The sequence below is a fragment of the Enterobacter sp. HSTU-ASh6 genome (assembly GCF_026319105.1).
Lineage (GTDB): Bacteria > Pseudomonadota > Gammaproteobacteria > Enterobacterales > Enterobacteriaceae > Enterobacter > Enterobacter sichuanensis.
Window position 1 is genome coordinate 177,751 of sequence record NZ_WSPD01000001.1, and the last position, 21,069, is coordinate 198,819.

Sequence of the window (21,069 nt, forward strand, 5' to 3'; positions counted from 1 at the left end):
CCATATACTTCTTCACACCGTTACTTTAACGAAACGAGGAAGCAAACAAACGGAGGAAGAGACGCTAAAAGCGCCGATTTCTTGCGGCATAGAAAGTGACGGTTGTGCTTGACGAATAATGGCACTTAAGACAAATCGCTTTTTCTGACGCTGGCTGCAAAACCAGCGAAAAACGCGACTTTAGAATAACCTGATAGTGTTTCGTTATTTGCCAGGTCATAACGGCTGTGCTGTTATTACTGTTCTATATAATAAAATTGTCAGGGTTATAACCATGTCTACAGGGAAAACACTGCTCGCCCTTGCGCTGAGCGCACTTTTACCAGCCGGTGCCGCATGGGCGGCAAACAACGACACCCTTATTTACTGTTCTGAAGCGTCCCCCGAGTCCTTCAACCCGCAAATTGCCAGCTCTGGGCCGTCTTTTGTGGCCAGCTCTCAGGTGCTCTATAACCGCCTGATCAATTTCGACCCGGTGAAAAATACCCCGGTGCCGTCGCTTGCCGAGTCCTGGACGATTTCACCTGATGGCAAGACCTATACCTTTACCCTGCGCAAAGGGGTGAAGTTCAACAGCAATAAATACTTCAAACCGACGCGTGACTTTAACGCCGATGACGTTATTTTCTCGGTCATGCGTCAGAAAGACCCTAAACACCCGTATCACAATGTGTCGCAGGGCAATTACGAATACTTTAACGATGTGGGTCTCGATAAACTGATCCAGGACGTGAAAAAGGTCGATGATTACCACGTTCAGTTCACCCTCAGTGAACCCAACGCCGCATTCCTGGCCGACTGGGGGATGGATTTCGCCTCCATTCTCTCCGCTGAATACGCCGACGCGATGCTGAAAAAAGGCACCCCGGAGAACGTGGACACCTGGCCGATTGGTACCGGGCCTTACGTTCTGCAGCAGTACAAAGTGGATTCGCTGATCCGCTACGTCGCGAACCCGAACTACTGGGAAGGTGAGGTGCCGACGAAGCATCTCATCTTCTCCATCACGCCAAACGTGGAAACCCGTCTGGCGAAGCTGCAGACCAACGAGTGCCAGATCATTCCTGCGCCGTCCCCGGTGCAGTTTGATGTTATCAAGAACAACAAAGACCTGACGCTGCACTCGGTCGATGCGCTGAACGTCGGCTATCTGGCGTTTAACACCGAGAAAAAGCCGTTTGATAACGTGCTTGTGCGTCAGGCGCTGAACTACGCGACCGACAAGAAGGCCATCGTTAATGCGGTGTTTATGGGGTCGGGCACGGTAGCAAAATCGCCGATCCCGCCAAACATGCTGGGCTTTAACAAAGCGTTGAAGGACTACAGCTACGATCCTGAAAAAGCGAAAGCGCTGCTGAAGCAGGCCGGGCTGGAGAAGGGCGCGGAGGTCACGCTATGGTCAATGCCGGTTCAGCGTCCGTATAACCCTAACTCCCGTCGTATCGCGGAGATGATCCAGAGCGACTGGGCAAAAGTCCGCGTGAAGGCCAAAATTGTCTCTTACGAGTGGGGCGAATATCTCTCCGGCATGCGTAAAGGCGAACATGACTCTGCGCTGTTTGGCTGGATGTCCGATAACGGCGATCCGGACAACTTTGCCGATGTGCTGCTGGGCTGCAACAGCATTAAAACCGGCTCAAACGCCGCGCGCTGGTGTGACAAGGGGTATGATGCCCTGGTACAAAAAGCGAAGCTGACCAGCAACCCGACGGAGCGTGCGAAACTCTACGGCCAGGCGCAGGAAATCTTCTACCAGCAGGCGCCGTGGATCGCGCTGGCGAACGGCAAAACGTTCTATGCGACCCGCAGCAACGTAACCGGGTACAGCGTGAGCCTGATGGGCAGCGATTTCTCAAAAGCGAAGCTGAATTAAGCATATCATCGCCGGGTGGCGGCTACGCCTTACCCGGCCAACATTTGGCACCCGTAGGCCCGGTAAGCGTAGCGCCACCGGGCACATAACAAGGAGTGACAATGTCACATTTAAACGACGTGATCGCCCGTGTCGATGGCGCGATTAACGAAGGCGTCATCACCCATATGAATGAACTGCTGATTGAACTGAGTGATGACGCTGAGCTGAGCCGTGAAGACCGTTACACCCAGCAACAACGCCTGCGTACCGCCATTTCGCACCACGGCAAGGAGCACAGAGAAGAGATGGAGGCGCGCCACGAACAGCTGACCAAAGGTGGCACGATCCTCTAGCGATTAAAACTGACGTCGCGCCACCAGCCAGGCGCCGACGACCAGCAGCACCGCGCCGCACACCGGGCCGATCAGGGCGCGTAGCGGAATGCCGTTGCTTCTCAGCACGTCCATTACCAGCCCGCCGATAAGCTGGCTTGCCACCAGCACGGCAATCGTCGTCGCCGCGCCAACATTCTGATACCCGCTGATGCTGGCAAACACAAAAAAGGAGCCCAGCAGCCCGGGAATGAGCGTCCACCAGCGTACCGTTGCGGCCAGCTCGCTAAATCCGGCGACGCCCTGTTTCAGCAGCAGAATGCTGACAAACAGCACAATGCCGACCAGGGAATTCAGCAACATCGCGATAAGTATGGTGGAGGAGGACTGGGTGATACGTACCATCAGGGTGTTTTGCACCACCAGGCCTATTCCCGCCGCCACCAGAAATGCCAGCGTTAGCGACTGATTCATGGGATAGCATCCGGATCGCTGCGCTCATCCAGCTGCAGCTGCATAAAGGTTAAATCCAGCCAGCGGCCAAACTTGGTCCCCACCTGTGGCATTTGCCCCGTCGTGACAAAACCGAGCGTTTCATGAAGATGGATCGAAGCCTGATTCTGCGCTTCAATCCCGGCAACCATCACGTGTTTACCGATGGCGCGGGCCTCGTCAATCAACGCTTTCATCAGCGTGCGGCCAATGCCTTTGCCCTGATGATCCGGGTGGACGTAAACCGAGTGCTCAACCGTGTGACGAAAACCGTCAAAAGCGCGCCAGTCGCCAAAGGAGGCGTAACCGGTGATCGCGCCGTCTTCCTCACTGACCAGCACCGGGTAACCCGCGAGCGTGCGCGCCTCAAACCAGGCGATGCGGTTCTCGGTATCGACGGTTTTATCGTTCCAGATCGCGGCGGTGTGCACCACCGCGTGGTTGTAGATCTCTCCTATCGCAGCGCAGTCTTCTTTGCAGGCATGACGAACGATCATGATTAAACCTCTGTGTGTTGTTCACTATAGTGTTACGTTATGGCTACGATATTACACAACTGTATCGCCCGATCGCTACGGCATAAGCCATATTTTTTTGTTATCAAAACCCCATTGAAATGCCGTTCATACACTATAGTATGACGTCATGAACACCATAACAGACACAATGAATCAACGGATTAGCGCAAGAATTCGCCTGGAACGCGAGTCTCGCGGCTGGTCCCTGAGCGAGCTTGCTGACCGGGCAGGCGTCTCCCGCGCCATGATCCATAAGATAGAGCGTGGGGACAGCAGCCCGACAGCCACTTTGCTTGCCCGCCTGTCTGGCGCGTTTGGCATCAGCATGTCCACGCTGATTGCCCGGGCCGAGATGCAGGAAGGAAAACTGCTGCGCCTGGCAAACCAGCCCGTCTGGCGCGACCCGCAAACGCACTACCTCCGCCGCCATGTTTCTCCCCGCACCGATCTGCCCATCGATCTTGTTCAGGTCGAACTGCCTGCGGGCAGCGATGTTCCGATGCCGGCATCTTCTTACGCGCTGGCACGTCAGCTTATCTGGCTGCAGTCCGGCGAGCTGGTGTTTCAGGAGGGCGATACGCGCCATGAGATGCGCGCCGGAGACTGTCTTGAACTGGGGCCGCCCAATGACTGCCGGTTCATCAATGAAACGAATGAACCCTGTATCTATCTGGTTGTACGGCTGAACCAGTCTGGCTCGTAATGCTAAGGCGAGAACGCCGTTCCTGCGCCAGGCTGTAATGACATTTGTACCAGAAGGAGATCCCGATGAATCAACCTGTTTCGCAAAATCGCCGCTGGGTCCTGGCTTCGCGCCCTCATGGTGCGCCAGTCGCGGATAATTTTCGTCTGGAAACGCAACCCGTTCCGGAACCTGAGGCGGGGCAGCTTTTGCTTCGCACCGTCTGGCTGTCGCTGGACCCATACATGCGCGGGCGTATGAGCGATGCGCCATCCTATTCACCGCCGGTTGAGATTGGTGCGGTGATGGTGGGGGGAACGGTCAGCCGTGTTGAACACTCCCGACATCCCGATTTCAAACCGGGTGAGTGGGTGCTGGGCTACAGCGGCTGGCAGGAGTATGAACTTTCAGACGGCAGCGGTCTGGTGAAGCTCGGTGAAAATCCCTCTCATCCTTCCTGGGCGCTGGGTGTTCTGGGTATGCCGGGCTTTACTGCCTATATGGGACTGCTGGATATCGGGCAACCCAAAGCGGGTGAGACGCTGGTGGTTGCAGCGGCAACAGGCCCGGTGGGGGCGACCGTGGGGCAGATTGGCAAAATCAAAGGTTGCCGGGTGGTCGGCGTCGCTGGTGGTGCTGAAAAATGCCGCCATGCTGTTGAGGTCCTCGGGTTTGACCAGTGTCTGGATCACCACGCGGCGGATTTCGCTGAGCAACTGAAACACGCCTGCCCGAACGGCATTGATGTCTATTATGAGAACGTCGGCGGCAAAGTCTTTGATGCGGTGCTGCCGCTGCTGAATACCGCCGCACGCGTGCCGGTGTGTGGTCTGGTCAGCGGTTATAATGCGACGGGCCTGCCAGAGGGGCCGGATCGCTTGCCGCTTCTGATGGCGACCCTGCTCAAGAAACGCATTCGTATGCAGGGCTTTATCATCGGCCAGGACTACGGGCACCGCATTCATGAATTCCAGCAGGAGATGGGGCGCTGGGTACAGGAAGGTAAAATTCACTATCGTGAACAGGTCACGGACGGGCTGGAGAACGCACCGGAGGCGCTGATTGGCCTTCTTGAAGGGCGGAACTTCGGCAAAGTCGTGATTCGCGTCGCGGACGACAATAAATAAAGAGTACTATGGCGGGGTTTCCCGCCATATTTATTTGTGAAGATACGATATATTGTCTTTAATTACTGGACATGGCATTTCGCGCCATCATCCCGGATGAGCCCGAAATCGATAAAAAATGACGTTTGCTTTTTTTTGCAGTTTTTACGTACTCCCACCACCAGGCATGACGATACAGGATATATCGGACCAGCGTCGTTTTATTAAAACTGGCGTTTAAAAATAGCATTAAGTTTTAGCTACAGGAATTGAACATGCTTGATTTGGATCACTTAGAAAAAGCCCAAAGGGTCAGCCTTACTATGCAAGTTGAACTCAGTTTGAAAGGGGCGTTAATTACAGGCTCACTCAAACCTGGGGCACGACTGATAACGAAAGAAATCGCCGATAAATTAGGTACCAGTATTACTCCGGTTCGCGAGGCGCTTTTGCGGCTGGTCTCTTCTGGCGCGTTACATGCCACCCCCGCGCAGGCATTTCTGGTGCCAGAGGTGACGCTGGAGCGTTATAACGAGATTAACGCCATCAGAAAACAGCTTGAGCCGATGGCCGTTGCCGCCGCCTGTCAGAATATGTCTGACACTAAGCTTGAGACGTTGCGCAAAATGTCAGACGCCTTCCATGAGGCCATGCGCAACGGGCACGTTCAGCAGGCACTGCATGCAAATCGCGTCTTGCGGTTTACGCTGTATCAGTATGCGGAAATGCCAACGCTTAACGCGCTGATTGAACAGTTATGGGTGCGTATCGGGCCATGCATGAACTATCTGCATCAGGAACTCAACGACATCAAAGCCTCGACATATCAGTATGACGAACTCCTTACCGCCCTTGAGCGAAGAGATGTTGAAGCCAGTCAGAAGGCAATTGATAAGTTGATTGATGAAGCCAATACTCTTTTACAGCGACAATATTTTAACTGAGAGATTATTTAACAGAGCGACTATATACCGCACCTGATTATTTATCTGATGAATAACTCCTGATGGTTTATTGCCATCAGGAGCGTTATTTTAGGGATTAAATAAACTTTTCTTATTACTTACTCGAAGCGATAAGAGACCGAGAGTCCTACACCGTAGTTACGTCCAGGTGCAGGCTCGTAATAACGGCCGTTGGACTCGTTGACAATGACTGAGCCGACGTACTCTTTATCGAAGAGATTATCGACGCGACCAAAGACGTCCATGCCCCAGTTGCCATAGTTAAATTTATACCCGGTATTCAGTCCGACCACCGTATACGATGGCGCTTTCGCTGTGTTCTCATCGTCGGCCATGATATCGCTCATGTAACGCATATCTGAACCCGCGTACCAGCCTTCCTCCGGCTGCCAGCCAAACGAGGCGTAACCCATATTACGGGCGATGCCCGGCATCCGGTTACCGTTACAGTTCGTATCGCCGCATACGTTGGTGCGATAAGTGGCGTCCAGATAGGTCCACGCCATCTTCAGCTTCCAGTTTTCAGCGAACTGCTGATCGAGGGACACTTCGACACCCTGACGACGGGTTTTGCCGGCATTTTTATAGCTGGTACGGCCGCCAGAGCTGGCATCCACCACGATCTCGTCATCCGTATCGGTGCGGAACAGGGCGGCGGTCAGCAGGCCATTGCCGATGCGGGTTTTGCTGCCCACTTCATAGGTGTTGTTGGTGGACGGTTTCAGACCAATATTCAGCCCACCCTGGTTATCTGAACGGTAGGAAAGCTCGTTGATGGTTGGCGTTTCAAAGCCACGCCCGGCGGCGGCGTACAGGTTCCACGCGTCCGTCACGGCATACTTCACGGAACCGGCAGGGAGCCATTTGTGGTAGCTCGCGTCGCCGCTGTCATCGCCATTGCCCGGCGTCACGTAGTGGTCATTGGAATCAAACCAGACCGAGCTGTAGCGTACCCCGGCATCCACTGACAGTTTCTGCGTCAGCTGCCAGCTCGTCTGCAGATACGGATCGACGTTCCACATCAGATTGCGTTCATTGCGGCGCTTATCACCTTTGACGCCGTAATCCGGTACGCCGTTATCCATGACGAAGTTCTCGTATCCGCGACGATCTTCGCTCATGTTTTCGTAGTTAAGACCGGTGGTGAAGGTCACCGGCACCAGCAGCTCGCCACGGTGCGTCCAGCGGGTATCAATCCCCTGATAGTGGCGCTGCATATCGATCACCCCACCGGAGTGAGTAGACGGTTTTTGATACTTCGCCTGAATCGACTGGTACTGCGTCATTTCACGCTCACCGGCGTACATCATCACGCTGAGGTCGTCCTGGGTGCTGAGCTGACGGTCGTAACGCAGACCGGCCTGGGTCTGTTTGATGGCTTTACGAGTATTAAACTGATCGCCGCGCGGGGACTGGCGCGGGTTGTCCCGCCACTCCTGATAGTTCAGTCCGCCCGGATCGTTGGCCTTCATGTCCACGCTGTTAAAGACCAGCGTCAGCTTGCTGACGTCATCAATGCGTACACCCAGTTTGGCGTTGGCAAGATTCTTACGCGCGCCGCTGTGGTCGCGATAACCTTTGGTGGTGAAACGGGTGGTGGACACGGTGTAATCCACATCGCCCGCGTGGGTGCCATCACCCATCGCGCCAGTGGCTTTCATGCCGTAGCGCCAGGTTCCGTAACTGCCGTAATAGCTGCTGGCTTCAATGGTCGGCGGCTGCTGCCCGGTCTGGGTATTGATGTTAATCACGCCGCCAGAGGCGTTGCCGTACAGGGCAGAGAAGGGTCCGCGCAGCACTTCAACACTCTCCACGCTTGAGAGATCGATGTTCGAGGTCTGACCCTGTCCGTCCGGCATGGTGGCCGGAATACCGTCTACGTACATACGGATGCCGCGCACGCCGAAGGTTGAGCGGGCACCAAACCCACGCATCGAAAGCTGGAGATCCTGCGCATAGTTCTGCCGGTTCTGAATTTGCAGGCCCGGGACGCTGCCGAGAGATTCAGACAGGTTGATACGGGGAGCGGCATGGCGCATGTCGTCGCCATTGATGACGCTGACCGCGGCTGGAGTATCGAGTTCCGATACGGTTTGCGGCGTGGCGCTGACGATCATGGTCTGTTCTTCCGCGCTCATGGCGGTAAGGGGCGCAAAAATAACAGGAACCAGCAGCAGCGGAAGAGAAGCCTTATGGGCAGAAATGATTTTCATGAATAAAACCGGTTGTGGTGTATAAACGAACCAAATGGAACATGTCCATATATGTTAAAGGTTTTGTAAAAGTTTTGAAAACTATAACCGCACATTGCGTTAATGGAAGGCGAAGCGGGAAAGAAAATCTCCACATTTGATTCATTAATGATTACTATTCTCATTATCAAAAGGCAATGCCATGACGTTGCCTGCCGGAAGCGATGTCAGTAGAACCCCTCATTTCAGAAAAGGAATTGTTATGTCTTTACGTCATCTGTGCTCACCGCGCCTGAGCCTGTCACTGCTTTCAGCCACGTTACTGCTTGCCGGAACGTTCCAGGTTCATGCCGCCGAAGAGGTGCTGCGTAAAGCCGTGGGCAAAGGGGCGTATGAAATGGCGGTGAGCCAGCAGGAAAATGCCCTGTGGGTCGCGACGTCGCAAAGCCGTAAAACCGACAAGGGCGGCGTTGTCTATCGCCTCGATCCGGTTACGCTGGACGTGACGCAGGCGATTCACAGCGATCTCAAACCTTTTGGTGCCACTCTTGATAAGGCGACCCAGACGCTGTGGTTGGGCAACACTATCAACGGCGCGGTAACGGCCATTGATGCGAAAACGGGCGATGTAAAAGGGCGGCTGGTGCTGGATGGGCGTCAGCGTAGTGACACCGTTAAGCCACTGCAGCCGCGCCAGCTGGTGGCCGATGACAGCACGAACACCGTGTACATCACGGGTGTGGGGAAAGAGAGCGTCGTCTGGGTGGTGGATGGCGCCACGCTGAAGCTGAAAGCGACCATTGCCAATACCGGGACCTACAGCACCGGCCTGGCGCTGGACGCGCAGGCGAAACGTCTTTATACCACCAATGCGGACGGCGAGCTGGTGACGATTGATACGGCCAGCAATAAAATTATCAGCCGTAAAAAGGTGCAGGATGACGGCAAAGAGCACTTCTACCTGAATCTGAGCCTCGACACTGCCGGTCAGCGCGCGTTCCTGACCGATTCAAAACAGCCGGAAGTGCTGGTGGTGAGCCTGAAAGAGGGCAGCGTGATCGGCAAAATCGCCGCGCCGGAATCGTTGGCCGTCCTGTTTAACCCGGCCCGCAATGAAGTTTATGTGACGCACCGTGAAGCCGGTAAGGTGAGCGTGATTGACGCCACATCGTATAAGGTCATCAAAACCATCGACACGCCGGTCTACCCGAACAGCCTGGCGCTCTCAGCGGATGGCAAAGCCCTGTACGTGACGGTGAAACAGAAATCCACCCGTCAGCAGGAAGCCACCCAGCCTGACGATGTGATTCGTATCGCGTTGTAATAAAAAAAGGGAAGGCTAAATGCCTTCCCTTTTTGTTGACTGCGTATTAACGCGAGGTCTCTTCAACCAGCGGCGCGTCGTGTTTTTCATCATCAGGATGAACCGGCGCGGTGCTGTGGATCTCGTGAACGCGTTTACGCACGCCAAACCAGCCGGCAATCAGCAGCACGGCCAGCAGCGGAATGGTCGCGATGGTGTAGGTGCCGTTCGGGTAGTCGAACGCCATCAGCACCAGCACGCTGAACAGGAAGAGCAGGGTGAGCCAGGAGGTCACCGGTGCACCAGGCAGCTTAAAGCTCACGTCAGCGGCTTTCCCTTCTTTGATCGCTTTACGCAGACGCATCTGGCAGACCACGATAAAGCCCCAGGAGGCGATGATCCCGAGTGCGGCCACGTTCAGCACGATTTCGAAGACCTGAGACGGGACCAGGTAGTTCAGGAACACGCCGAAGACGTAGACCACCAGCGTGGCCAGAATACCGGCGTACGGCACGTGCTGCTTGCTCATCTTCGACATGAACTTCGGCGCAGAACCGCCCATCGACATGGAGCGCAGGATACGGCCGGTAGAGTACAGACCGGAGTTCAGGCTCGAGAGCGCCGCCGTCAGCACCACGATGTTCATGATACTGCCAACGTAAGGCACGCCCAGCTTAGAGAAGAAGGTCACGAACGGACTCTGACCCGCCTGATAGGCGTTCCATGGCAGCAGCAGAACCAGCAGGACCACGGAACCGACGTAAAACAGACCGATACGCCAGATCACGCTGTTGATAGCTTTTGGCACCATCGTCTGCGGATCTTTACATTCACCTGCTGCGGTACCCACCAGCTCGATGGAGGCAAAGGCGAACACCACGCCCTGAACCAGCACCAGCGCAGGCAGCAGACCGTGCGGGAAGAAACCGCCGTTATCGGTTATCAGGTGGAAGCCGGTGGCATTGCCATCCAGCGGTTTACCGCTGCCAAGGAAGACGGTACCCACGACCAGGAACACCACGATGGCCAGCACTTTGACCAGCGCAAACCAGAACTCCATCTCCGCGAACCACTTCACGCCGATCATGTTCATGGTGCCGACAATAGCCAGCGCGCCAAGCGCAAAGACCCACTGCGGCACATCGCCGAACGCGCCCCAGTAGTGCATATACAGCGCAACCGCGGTGATATCGACGATACCGGTCATCGCCCAGTTGACGAAGTACATCCAGCCCGCCACGTAGGCCGCTTTTTCACCGAGGAATTCACGGGCGTAGGAGACGAAGCTGCCGCTGGAAGGGCGATGCAGTACCAGTTCGCCCAGCGCGCGAAGAATGAAGAAAGAGAAGATCCCGCACACCAGATAGACCAGGGCGAGAGCCGGGCCAGCCATCTGCAGACGTGCACCCGCACCTAAAAACAGACCCGTTCCGATAGCGCCGCCGATGGCGATCATTTGAACCTGACGGTTGCCCATCGCTTTGTGGTAGCCCTCTTCGTGGGAGTTCAACCAGCGACGTTTAGCAGCATGATGATCGGCTGCGCTTTTATTGCTTGTTTTCATTGAGTTACCTGTTTGCCTGTCTGAACCATTATCGTGATAGTCCTGCCTGGCAGAATGCAATACAAACGATTGCTTCTGCGCAAACACATGTCGCCTTCCCAGTCATTCTGCGTATGGATAAGGCGAAACATGGCGAGGCATCCTACCTGCAATTCATAAGCGACGCAAAATATAACCGTGCCGAAAGTGATGCACGTCGAAGGAAATCGTGTGGTCAGAGCAGACGGGGATCACAACACGCTGAATCGTGGTGAGTTTTTAGTCAAAACAATTGCGAGGTTGATTATTTAATCATCAGATTCCCTTAATTATTACCAGATGGTATAAATTTTTGTTGCTGCAGGGCATTGAGCAGCAACCTGAACGCGGTAGTGTGCTGTCGACGGCTCGGATAATAGAGGTGATATCCTTCAAAAATGGGGCACCACGAATCAAGGACCCTGACCAGCCGTCCGTGATGAAGAGCGTCCAGAACCGAGGACTCGGGCACGTAGGCTAATCCGAGACCATTCTCCGCCGCATCGATGCGCTGCGACAGATTATTCAGCGTTAGCTGTCCTTCAACCCGCACGCGAATCTCACGCCCGTCGCGTCCAAACTCCCATTGATACAATCCCCCTCGCGTGGGCAGGCGCATATTGATGCAGCGGTGGTCAGCGAGCTGCTCCGGCACCTGCGGCACCCCAAAGCGTGCAAGATAATCAGCGGAACCGACGACGGCCATGCGCATGTCCGGAGCGATCCGCACCGCAATCATATCTTTTGCCACCTGTTCACCCAGGCGTACTCCCGCGTCGAAGCGGCCGTCCACGATATCCGTCAGGCCGTTATCGATCGTCACCTCGACGTTAATCTCAGGATATTGCGCCATAAACGTTTTCAGTATCGGCCAGAGCACGGCGTCCATCGCGTGCTCGCCGGCGACAATGCTGACCGAGCCAGCGGGTTTGTCACGGGCGCTACGAAGCGCCGTGAGTTCCTGCTCGATCTCCCGCAAATGCGGGCTTAAGCGCATAAAAAGCTGCTCACCCGCCTGGGTGGGCACCACACTGCGGGTTGTACGGGTTAAAAGGCGTACGTCTAACCGCGCTTCAAGCTTGCGCATGGCATGGCTCAGCGCCGATTGCGATACGCCCAGCTGCGCCGCTGCGCGTGTAAAGCTGCGCTCGCGGGCAACCACCATAAAAGAGAGCAGGTCGTTGAAATTGTCTTTTAGCATTGCGGTTGCCTCTATTTATGAATTTCAATCATATTTCCTATCTGATTATGCACGCTAATAGTTCGGATTGCTTTGCGCTACTGTTAACGCAACAGTTAACGAGGAGTACAACATGAAAATTATCCGCAGCGGTTCATTACCTTCAGCAAAGGGGCCAGAAGACTGGTTCACCGGCACCGTCCGCATTGACGCGCCCTTTCAGGCGACCGAACCTGCCCGCGTCGGCGGGGCAACCGTGACCTTTGAGCCGGGCGCGCGCACGGCGTGGCATACGCACCCCCTGGGACAAACGCTGATTGTGACGCAGGGGCGCGGCTGGTTACAGGAGTGGGGCAAAGCGGCGGAAGTGCTGAATCAGGGCGATATCGCCTGGATCCCACCCGGCGTGAAGCACTGGCACGGGGCAAGCGCGCAAACGGCGATGACGCATATCGCCATCGCCGAATCGGAAAACGGCAGCCCGGTAGCGTGGATGGAAAAAGTCACCGACGAGCAGTACCCGAACGGCTAACCGCCAGACACGGCAATCGCCTGCTTAAGGCGCGTCGTGCACTTCGCCTCCCAGGGAAAATTGCCCTGCTGAAATAGCGTTTCGTTAAAAGGATGAAAACGTTATTATTTGGTCAGTTTTTGTTAACGGGCTGAGGCTTGAGTGAAAATTAACGTCATCGGAACCAGCGGAAGTGGAAAAAGCACGCTGGCGAAGCAGATTGCGGCCGAGCTGGACATTCCCTGTATCGAGATGGACCGACTCTACTGGCGCCCTGACTGACAGGGAACCCCGGACGACGTGTTTCAGGAAACGCTGGAGCAGGCGCTGCAGGCGTCTCCAGACTGGGTGCTTGACGGTAACTATAACCGCACGCGCCCGGTCAAATGGCGCCATGTCGATGTTGTGGTGTGGGTCGATTATGGGTTTACCCGCACCCTGTATCAGGCCGTCACCAGGGCCATCAAACGGGCCTGGCATAAACGGGAACTTTGGCCAGGCACGGGGAATAAGGAGAGTTTTCGCCGCGCGTTCCTGAGCAGAGAATCCATTATCATCTGGACGATAAAAACCTGGCGCAACAACCGCAGGCGTTATGAAGCCGATCTGCAAAACCCGCGCTACGCGCACATTCGCTTTGTCCGAATTACCCGCCGCAGTCAGGTGGATGCGCTGATTGCCTCTCTGAAGACATATTCTTAGCGTGGTTTTATATATCTGTTTTCCGGCAAACTAAATGTAAATTAATTGTTTCTCAGTGGTGAAATACGCCTTTAATAATGTCGACATGTTAAGTCAAACGAGAACGCAACATGTCATGGCGAATCAGCATTCTGGATAAAAGCCCCATCGCTGAACACGAAACGGCTGCCGATGCACTGGCGCGTACCCTGGCGCTGGCGCAGCAGGCAGAAAATCTGGGCTATCACCGCTTCTGGATTGCCGAACACCACAACACCCCCCAACTTGCCAGCCCCTCACCGGAACTGCTGATTGCATGGATCCTCGGGCAAACCTCGCGCATTCGCGTCGGTTCCGGCGGCGTGATGCTTCAACACTACAGCCCGTATAAAGTCGCCGAGAACTTCAACGTTCTGGCCGCGCTGGCACCAGGCCGCGTGGATCTCGGCGTCGGAAAAGCGCCGGGCGGTCTGCCGCTCTCGACCCGCGCGCTGCAGCAGGGGCTGAATCAGCAGGAAAAGGGCAGTTTTGCCGAACAGCTGGCCCAGCTCGACCGCTGGATCCGTCCTGAGCATCAGTCAACGGAGGAAGGCGTTCTGGCCACGCCGCTGCCGCCGTCGCCTGCGCAGGGTTTTCTGCTCGGCGCGAGTCGCGAAAGCGCGCTGCTGGCCGCCAGCCTCGACTGGCACTTTGTTTTTGCCGCACACCTGAATGGCGATCCGGATCTGCTGCGCGAGGTGATCGCCACCTGGCGTGAAAACAGCGTCCGCGATGTGATTGTGGCGGTGCAGGCGATTGTCGCACCGACGCAGGCCGAAGCAGACGCGCTGGCGCAGAAGGTGGAAGTGTGGGGCGTGGAGCTGGCAAACGGCCAGCGCGTCACCGTCGCCAGCGAAGAGCAGGCTTACGCGTTCGCGCGTCAGGCAGGGAGTGAGCCAGTGCGCATTGCGCGTCGGGCGCAGTCGCTGCTGGCCGGCACGGCGAGATCCGTGCTCGAACACCTTAACGCCCTGCATGAAACGTGGGGCATTGACGAATTTATTATTGATACCCCGGTAGCAGACGGCGCCACGCGCGTGGCGTCGCTGCGTTTGCTGGCCGAGGCCCGTCTTAACAGGGAGGTTACCGTATGAGCTTTGGCGAACAACTGATTGCCTGGCGTCGCGAGCTGCACCAGAACCCGGAACTGTCCGGTCAGGAAGTCGAGACCACCGCACGCCTGCGCCAGTGGCTGACAACGGCGGGCATTACGCCGCTGCCTTACGATCTGCCGACCGGGCTGGTGGCGGAAATTGGTTCCGGCAACAAGCTGATTGCGCTGCGCGCAGATATCGATGCCCTGCCGATTGAAGAGCGTAGCGGCGTACCGTTTAGCTCGCAGCAGGCAGGGGTGATGCACGCCTGCGGACACGACATCCACACCAGCGTCATCCTCGGCGCGGCGTTAAAACTGAAAGAGCGGGAAGCTTCGCTTAACGGCCGGGTGCGGATCCTGTTTCAGCCTGCCGAAGAGAACTTTGGCGGCGCGAAGAGCATGGTGCGGGCCGGTGCCCTGCGGGATGTCAGCGCGATTTTCGGTATGCATAACGAGCCCGGCCTGCCGGTCGGGGAATTCGCCACCCGCGGCGGGCCGTTCTATGCCAACGTCGACCGCTTTGTGATTCGCATTACCGGCAAAGGCGCGCATGCCGCACGTCCGCATGAAGGTAACGATGCCATCGTGCTGGCGAGCCAGCTGGTGACGGCGCTGCAAAGCGTCGCCAGCCGCAACGTCAACACGCTGGATTCCGTGGTGCTGAGCGTGACGCGCATTGCGGGCGGCAACACCTGGAACGTGCTGCCGGAAAGCGTCGAGCTGGAAGGCACGCTGCGTACCCATCGCACGGAAGTACAGCAGAACGTGAAAGCCCGCGTGGGCGAGATTGCCGCCGGGTTTGCCAGCGCCTTCAGCGCGCAGATTGATATTACCTGGTATGCCGGACCCACCGCACTGGTCAATGACGAACGCTGGGCGGCATTTGCCACCTCAGTTGCCCGGGAGGCGGGCTATGAAACCCGGCACGCCGAGTTACACATGGGCGGGGAAGATTTCGCGGTCTATCTGCAGTCCATACCCGGCGCGTTTGTCAGCATTGGCAGCAACAGTGCGTATGGTTTACATCACCCGGCGTTTAACCCGGACGAAGCATTAATCGAGCCCGCTGCCCGCTATTTTGCACAGCTTGCGGAAAAAGCCCTGCAACACGTTTAATTCTGAAGAGGTGAATATGTCTGCACATCGTCAACTGCGGCTCGGGACCATTTTGCATGGTGCATCCGGGAATATGTCCGCCTGGCGCCACCCTGAGGCCATCGCCGATGCCAGTATCAATTTTGATTTCGTCAAAGCGACGGCATTAAAGGCGGAAGAGGGCAAACTCGATTTCTTATTCGTTGCCGACGGTCTTTATATTAACGAAAAATCGATCCCGCATTTTTTAAACCGCTTTGAACCGTTAACGGTGTTATCTGCGCTGGCAAGCATCACCTCGCGCCTGGGGCTGGTGGGAACCTTATCCACCTCCTACAGCGAGCCCTTTACCACGGCCCGCCAGTTCGCCAGCCTCGACCATCTGAGCAATGGCCGCGCGGGCTGGAACGTGGTGACCTCGCCGCTGGAAGGTTCGGCGAAGAACTTCTCCCGCGAAAAACACCCTGAACATGCGCTGCGCTACCGGATTGCCGACGAGTATCTCGACGTGGTGAAAGGGCTGTGGGACTCCTGGGAAGGAGATGCCTTTGTGCGCAACAAAGAGAGCGGTCAGTTCTTTGACCCGGCAAAACTGCACACCCTGGATCACCGCGGTGATTTCTTCCAGGTCGCCGGACCGCTGAATATTGGCCGTACCCCGCAGGGACGTCCGATTGTCTTTCAGGCCGGCGCGTCGGACGACGGGAAAAAGCTGGCGGCGAAACATGCCGACGCCATTTTCACCCACCATGAAACCCTCGACGAGGCAAAAGCCTTTTACCGCGACGTGAAACAGCAACTGGAAACTCACGGCCGCCGCCCGTCGGATTTGCATATATTCCAGGGCGTCAGCGTGATTGTGGGAAAAGATGCAGAGGACGTGGAAAACCAGTATCAAACCACGGCGGCGCTGGTGTCGATTAATGATGCCCTTAATTACCTCGGGCGTTATTTCGAACATCATGATTTCAGCCAGTATCCGCTCGACGAACCGTTCCCGGATATCGGCGACTTAGGCAAAAACAGCTTCCGCAGCACCACCGATGAGATCAAGCGTAACGCCCGCGAGCGCAACTTAACCCTGCGTCAGGTGGCGCTGGAAGCCGCTTCGCCGCGTCCTCGCTTTTCCGGTACGCCGGAAGAGGTGGCCGACGGACTGCAGGCCTGGTTTGAAGGCTATGCCGCCGACGGCTTCATCATTCAGGGCGGCACGCCGGACACCTTCCCGCGCTTTGTGGACCAGGTCGTGCCGGTTCTGCAGGCGCGCGGCCTGTTCCGCACCGACTATCCGGGCACCACGCTGCGCGAAAGCCTGGGTCTGGACCAACCGAAAAATCACTTCACACAACAATAAAAGAGAACACCGCTATGCAGAAAACATCGCTTATTCTGGCGCTCGCGCTGGCCTTTACCCCTGCCGTCTGGGCAGAGAATGTGAACATTAACGGCACCGGCGTGAGCATCGAGGCCAATAAAACGCCGATCAACACCGCCAAAAACGGCGATGCCATCGCCCGGTTGCCGAAAGACTATCGCTTTGCCGTACCGGGAAAATTTACCGTGGCGGTGGCGGGGCTCAACCAGCCGCCGCTGACGGTGTTTTCCGATGACAACAAAACGCTGTTAGGCAGCGAGGTCGACGTTGCTCGTCTGGTGGCGGACAGCCTCGGGCTGGAGCTGAACGTGGTGCCCACCTCGTGGGAAGACTGGCCGCTGGGGGTCGCCTCCGGCAAATACGATGCGGCCATCAGCAATATCACCGTCACCAAAGAACGCAAACAGAAATTTGATTTTGCCACCTACCGGAAAGACTCCCTCGGTTTCTACGTGAAGTCCACCAGTCCTATTACCTCGCTGCAGAAGGCGGAAGACATCGCCGGGCTGCGGATTATCGTGGGCTCCGGCACCAACCAGGAGTCCATCCTGCTGGCATGGAACGCGGAAAACCTGAAGAAGGGGCTGAAACCCTTTACCCCGATCTACACCAAAGATGATGCGGCTCAAACCCTGGCGCTGCAGTCCGGGCGTGCGGATGCCTACTTTGGTCCGAACGTGATTGGCGCATGGAAAGCGGCGCTGAACGGCAAAACCAAACTGGTGGGTAGCGTCGACGGCGGCTGGCCGAAGGCGGCGCATATTGCGGTGACGCTGAAAAAAGGCAGCGGGCTGGTCGAGCCGGTACAAATCGCGCTGAACGGCGTGATCAAAAACGGCGATTACGACAAAGTGCTGAACCGCTGGGGGGAAGGGGTTGAGCGCATTCCTCAGTCAGAAGTGAACCCGGCTGGCCTGGGTGATTAAGGAGGCGGTATGCGCGAACAATTTCGTGATGTCTCGCCGGAAGATGCCGAACTCCAGCCCATCATCGAGGGGCTGTTCGGGGAATATGCCGCCCGTTACGGGGACTACTTCTCTAAAGATGCGGAAGTGGAGCTGACGGAATGGTATTTAGCGCCGCAGGGACTGTTTATCGTCCTGGAACGTGACGGGGAAATTATCGCCACCGGCGCTTACAAGCCCTATGACGAACGGACCGCAGAGATTAAGCGTATCTGGACCAATAAATCCCTGCGTCAGCAGGGACTTGCCGGGCGAGTGGTGCAGGAGCTGGAGCGCAGGGCGGTGCTGGCGGGGTATAGCCAGATCTACCTGACCACCGGTTTTCGCCAGCCGGAAGCGGTCCGGCTCTATCTCAGCCAGGGCTATCAGCCGCAGTTCGATCTGAACCGGGATCCGGAAGAGTATAGCCAGCCGCCGTTTGATGGTCGGTTGCGTTTCACCAAAACGCTGGTACGCGAAGCGTTCAGTAAAACCGCATGAGGAACGACGATGAGCAACGTTGAAACCATAAAGGTGGTCCCGGCGCGTTATCCGCTGCGGACCGTCGGCGCCGCGGTGGCGCTGTTTGTCCTGGCGGTCGTGATTCAGTCCGTGGCCTTTAACCCGCGCTGGGAGTGGGGCGTATTCGCCCGCTGGTTCTTCGACCCGGTGATCCTCGAGGGTGTCGGTCAAACCCTGCTGCTGACGCTGATCGGCACCGCGCTGAGTGTCGTGTTTGGCGGCATTCTAGCCCTGGCGCGACTCTCTTCGTCCTGGCTGTTGAGCAGCCTGGCGTGGGCCTACATCTGGCTCTTCCGGTCGCTACCGCTGATCGTGGTGCTGATCATCCTGTACAACTTTTCCTATCTCTACGACACGCTCTCGCTTGGCGTGCCGTTCACCGGCATCACCTGGGGCAGCTTTGAAACCATCAATGTGCTGGGGCAGTTCTCCACCGCGGTGGTGGGGCTGACGCTGGTACAGAGCGCCTATACCGCCGAAATTATTCGCGGCGGCTTCCTCGGCGTTGACCACGGGCAGTATGAGGCAGCGGCCGCACTCGGCCTGCCTGCCTGGCGTCGTACGGTGCGCATCATTTTACCCCAGGCGCTGCGCACCATTCTGCCGTCGGGATTCAATGAGATCATCAGCCTCGCCAAGGGCACGGCGATGGTGTACGTCCTGGCGATGCCGGAGCTGTTTTATACCATTCAGATGATCTACAACCGCACCCAGGAGGTGATCCCGCTGTTGATGGTCGGGGCCGCCTGGTACCTGGTGATTACCACCGTCTTGTCCGCTATCCAGTACGGTGTCGAACGCGCTCTTGCCCGTAGCGAACGCCGTTCTGCCGTTAACCAGAACCGCGCCACCCGGCGTAGCCGTTCTGTCACCGCCACGCCAGCACAGGAGCCCGTCCATGCCAGCCTCTCCTGAAGGACATATTTCGATTACCGGCGTCAGTAAATATTTCGGTCGCCATAAAGCCCTCGACAACGTCACGCTTGAGATCCCGCCAGGGTCCGTGACGGTGATCCTCGGGCCATCCGGGTCGGGCAAATCGACGCTGCTGCGCACCATTAACCATCTGGAGCGCGTCGACGAAGGTTTTATCCAGATTGACGGCGACTACATTGGCTATCGCCGTCAGGGCGACAAACTCTTTGAACTGAAAGAGAAGGAGATCCTTAAGCAGCGGGTGAACGTGGGCTATGTGTTTCAGAACTTCAATCTCTTTCCGCACCTCACGGTGCTGGAAAACCTGATAGAAGCGCCGGTCGCGCATAAAAAGCTCAGCAAGAAAGAGGCGGTGGAAAGGGCGTACAGCCTGCTGGACGTGGTGGGGCTGCGGGATAAAGCGGACGCCTGGTCCCGCCATCTTTCCGGCGGCCAGCAGCAGCGCATTGCCATTGCCCGCGCGCTGGCGCTGCGGCCTCGGGTGATGCTGTTTGATGAACCCACCTCGGCCCTCGATCCGGAGCTGGTGGGTGAAGTGCTGGATGTGATCAAGAAGCTGGCCCGGTCCGGCACCACGCTGGTGGTGGTCACCCACGAGATCGGCTTTGCCCGGGAGGTGGCGGATCAGGTGGTGTTTATGGTCGACGGAAAAATTGTCGAGCAGGGCAGCAGCGACGAGGTGTTAAACAGTCCGTCGCACCCGCGAACGCGCCAGTTCCTCTCTAAAGTGCTGTAAGGAGCGACAATGAAATATGGACTTCTGGCGGGGCTGATCTTTTCAGCCGCCAGCCACGCCAGCATTGATTTAAAAGCCAACGAGCAGCCGCTGCCGGTGACGGTGGATCGGCAGGCTGTGGCGAAGATCCCCGCCAGTTACAAATTTGTTGAGCCGGGAACGCTGACGGTTGCCATCTCGATGCTGAACTCCCCGCCGCTGGCGCTGCTGGCCAGTGATAACCGCACGCGGATTGGCAGCGACCCGGATATCGCCCGCCTGCTGGCGGGCAGTCTGGGGCTGAAGCTGAAGCTGGTGCCGACGGCGTGGGAAGATTGGCCGCTGGGGATCGCCTCCGGGCGCTACGACGTGGCGCTGGTGAACATTGCGGTGACCGAACAGCGTAAAGAGAAGTTTGATTTCGCCACTTACCGCGTCGACTCGCTGGCGTTTTCGGTGAAGTCGACCAGTGATATCCAGTCGATTAAACGTGCGGAAGACCTGGCGGGTAGAAAAGTGATTGTCGGCTCGGGCACCAATCAGGAACGTATTTTGCTGGGCTGGAACGAGGAGAACAAAAAGGCCGGACGCGAGCCTGCGTTGCCGGTTTATCTCCACGACGATGCCTCAGGTAATCTTTACATCCAGTCCGGCAGGGCGGATGTGTTCTTCGGGCCGCAGTCGGTCTCGGCGTATAAAGCGGCGCTGACCGGCAAAACCCGCGTGGTCGGTTTGGGGCCGAAGAAAGCTTATGTCGCCACCACGACCAAAAAAGGCAATCAACTGGTTTATGCCCTGCAGGCCGCGCTCAACGGTGCGATTGAGCGCGGAGAGTACCAGAAAGTGCTGGCGCGCTGGGGGGAGCAGGGCGAAGCGGTGGAACAATCGGAGGTCAACCCGCCTGGGATAACCTACTAATGGTGCTCTACACTTAGGATTTTCACTCCT

At 56.8% G+C, this 21,069-nt stretch carries 18 protein-coding genes and 2 pseudogenes; 15 read left to right on the top strand and 5 right to left on the bottom strand.

The features are described from left to right. The first annotated feature begins 274 nt into the window (after positions 1 to 274). Together GM298_RS00860 and GM298_RS00865 are read left to right on the top strand one after the other, a co-directional pair. Positions 275 to 1,873, top strand: a complete 1,599-nt coding sequence (locus GM298_RS00860; protein WP_266153309.1) for an ABC transporter substrate-binding protein — start codon at positions 275 to 277, stop codon at positions 1,871 to 1,873. A 101-nt stretch (positions 1,874 to 1,974) separates the two neighbouring features. Next, positions 1,975 to 2,208 (top strand): YdcY family protein, encoded by a 234-nt coding sequence (locus tag GM298_RS00865; RefSeq protein WP_025759130.1) that lies wholly within the window; start codon positions 1,975 to 1,977, stop codon positions 2,206 to 2,208. Positions 2,209 to 2,211: 3 nt separating this feature from the next. Here the strand turns inward: GM298_RS00865 and GM298_RS00870 are convergent, their stop codons facing one another. Next, on the bottom strand, positions 2,212 to 2,661 hold the full coding sequence (locus GM298_RS00870; protein ID WP_025759133.1) for a DMT family transporter: 450 nt from the start codon (positions 2,659 to 2,661) through the stop codon (positions 2,212 to 2,214). Beyond that, a complete protein-coding gene (locus tag GM298_RS00875) occupies positions 2,658 to 3,176 on the bottom strand; it encodes a GNAT family N-acetyltransferase (protein ID WP_047958707.1) in 519 nt (172 codons plus the stop codon). The genes GM298_RS00870 and GM298_RS00875 overlap by 4 nt, the downstream gene beginning before the upstream one ends. Positions 3,177 to 3,324: 148 nt before the next feature. Between GM298_RS00875 and GM298_RS00880 the strand changes: the two genes are divergently transcribed. The 3 genes from GM298_RS00880 (at position 3,325) to GM298_RS00890 (ending at position 5,929) form a co-directional block, all read left to right on the top strand. After that, positions 3,325 to 3,900, top strand: coding sequence for a helix-turn-helix domain-containing protein (locus GM298_RS00880; protein WP_025759136.1), 576 nt, complete (start codon positions 3,325 to 3,327; stop codon positions 3,898 to 3,900). Positions 3,901 to 3,965: 65 nt separating this feature from the next. Continuing rightward, the gene (locus GM298_RS00885; protein WP_266153310.1) at positions 3,966 to 5,006 is read left to right on the top strand and encodes an NADP-dependent oxidoreductase; all 1,041 of its coding nucleotides are present in this window, start codon (positions 3,966 to 3,968) and stop codon (positions 5,004 to 5,006) included. Positions 5,007 to 5,260: 254 nt separating this feature from the next. Continuing rightward, positions 5,261 to 5,929, top strand: coding sequence for a GntR family transcriptional regulator (locus GM298_RS00890; protein ID WP_266153312.1), 669 nt, complete (start codon positions 5,261 to 5,263; stop codon positions 5,927 to 5,929). Positions 5,930 to 6,048: 119 nt separating this feature from the next. Here the strand turns inward: GM298_RS00890 and pqqU are convergent, their stop codons facing one another. After that, the gene (gene pqqU, locus GM298_RS00895; RefSeq protein WP_266153313.1) at positions 6,049 to 8,163 is read right to left on the bottom strand and encodes a TonB-dependent receptor PqqU; all 2,115 of its coding nucleotides are present in this window, start codon (positions 8,161 to 8,163) and stop codon (positions 6,049 to 6,051) included. A gap of 241 nt (positions 8,164 to 8,404) precedes the next feature. On the opposite strand from pqqU, the gene GM298_RS00900 reads away from it, so the two are divergent. After that, on the top strand, positions 8,405 to 9,466 hold the full coding sequence (locus tag GM298_RS00900) for a YncE family protein (RefSeq protein WP_045285040.1): 1,062 nt from the start codon (positions 8,405 to 8,407) through the stop codon (positions 9,464 to 9,466). Positions 9,467 to 9,512: 46 nt separating this feature from the next. Here GM298_RS00900 and ansP read toward each other — a convergent pair whose 3' ends face one another. Next, a complete protein-coding gene (gene ansP / locus GM298_RS00905) occupies positions 9,513 to 11,009 on the bottom strand; it encodes an L-asparagine permease (protein ID WP_008501774.1) in 1,497 nt (498 codons plus the stop codon). Positions 11,010 to 11,313: 304 nt separating this feature from the next. Further along, positions 11,314 to 12,228 (bottom strand): LysR family transcriptional regulator, encoded by a 915-nt coding sequence (locus tag GM298_RS00910; protein ID WP_095449034.1) that lies wholly within the window; start codon positions 12,226 to 12,228, stop codon positions 11,314 to 11,316. Between the two features lie 112 nt (positions 12,229 to 12,340). On the opposite strand from GM298_RS00910, the gene GM298_RS00915 reads away from it, so the two are divergent. The 9 genes and pseudogenes from GM298_RS00915 (at position 12,341) to GM298_RS00955 (ending at position 21,039) form a co-directional block, all read left to right on the top strand. Beyond that, a complete protein-coding gene (locus GM298_RS00915; protein WP_025759145.1) occupies positions 12,341 to 12,739 on the top strand; it encodes a cupin domain-containing protein in 399 nt (132 codons plus the stop codon). 141 nt (positions 12,740 to 12,880) lie between these two features. Continuing rightward, positions 12,881 to 13,420, top strand: a pseudogene (locus tag GM298_RS00920) (AAA family ATPase). 110 nt (positions 13,421 to 13,530) lie between these two features. Beyond that, the gene (locus tag GM298_RS00925) at positions 13,531 to 14,532 is read left to right on the top strand and encodes an LLM class flavin-dependent oxidoreductase (protein WP_266153318.1); all 1,002 of its coding nucleotides are present in this window, start codon (positions 13,531 to 13,533) and stop codon (positions 14,530 to 14,532) included. Further along, positions 14,529 to 15,650, top strand: a complete 1,122-nt coding sequence (locus tag GM298_RS00930; RefSeq protein WP_025759146.1) for an amidohydrolase — start codon at positions 14,529 to 14,531, stop codon at positions 15,648 to 15,650. Before GM298_RS00925 ends, GM298_RS00930 begins: the two co-directional genes overlap by 4 nt. Positions 15,651 to 15,666: 16 nt before the next feature. Then, positions 15,667 to 17,930, top strand: a pseudogene (locus GM298_RS00935) (NtaA/DmoA family FMN-dependent monooxygenase). Between the two features lie 9 nt (positions 17,931 to 17,939). After that, entirely contained in the window at positions 17,940 to 18,449 is a 510-nt protein-coding gene (locus tag GM298_RS00940; protein WP_045285035.1) for a GNAT family N-acetyltransferase, read from the top strand. Positions 18,450 to 18,458: 9 nt separating this feature from the next. Beyond that, positions 18,459 to 19,385, top strand: a complete 927-nt coding sequence (locus tag GM298_RS00945; RefSeq protein ID WP_047958699.1) for an amino acid ABC transporter permease — start codon at positions 18,459 to 18,461, stop codon at positions 19,383 to 19,385. After that, the gene (locus tag GM298_RS00950) at positions 19,369 to 20,142 is read left to right on the top strand and encodes an amino acid ABC transporter ATP-binding protein (RefSeq protein ID WP_266153319.1); all 774 of its coding nucleotides are present in this window, start codon (positions 19,369 to 19,371) and stop codon (positions 20,140 to 20,142) included. Before GM298_RS00945 ends, GM298_RS00950 begins: the two co-directional genes overlap by 17 nt. A gap of 9 nt (positions 20,143 to 20,151) precedes the next feature. Continuing rightward, positions 20,152 to 21,039, top strand: coding sequence for an ABC transporter substrate-binding protein (locus GM298_RS00955; RefSeq protein ID WP_266153321.1), 888 nt, complete (start codon positions 20,152 to 20,154; stop codon positions 21,037 to 21,039). The last annotated feature ends 30 nt before the right edge of the window (positions 21,040 to 21,069 follow it).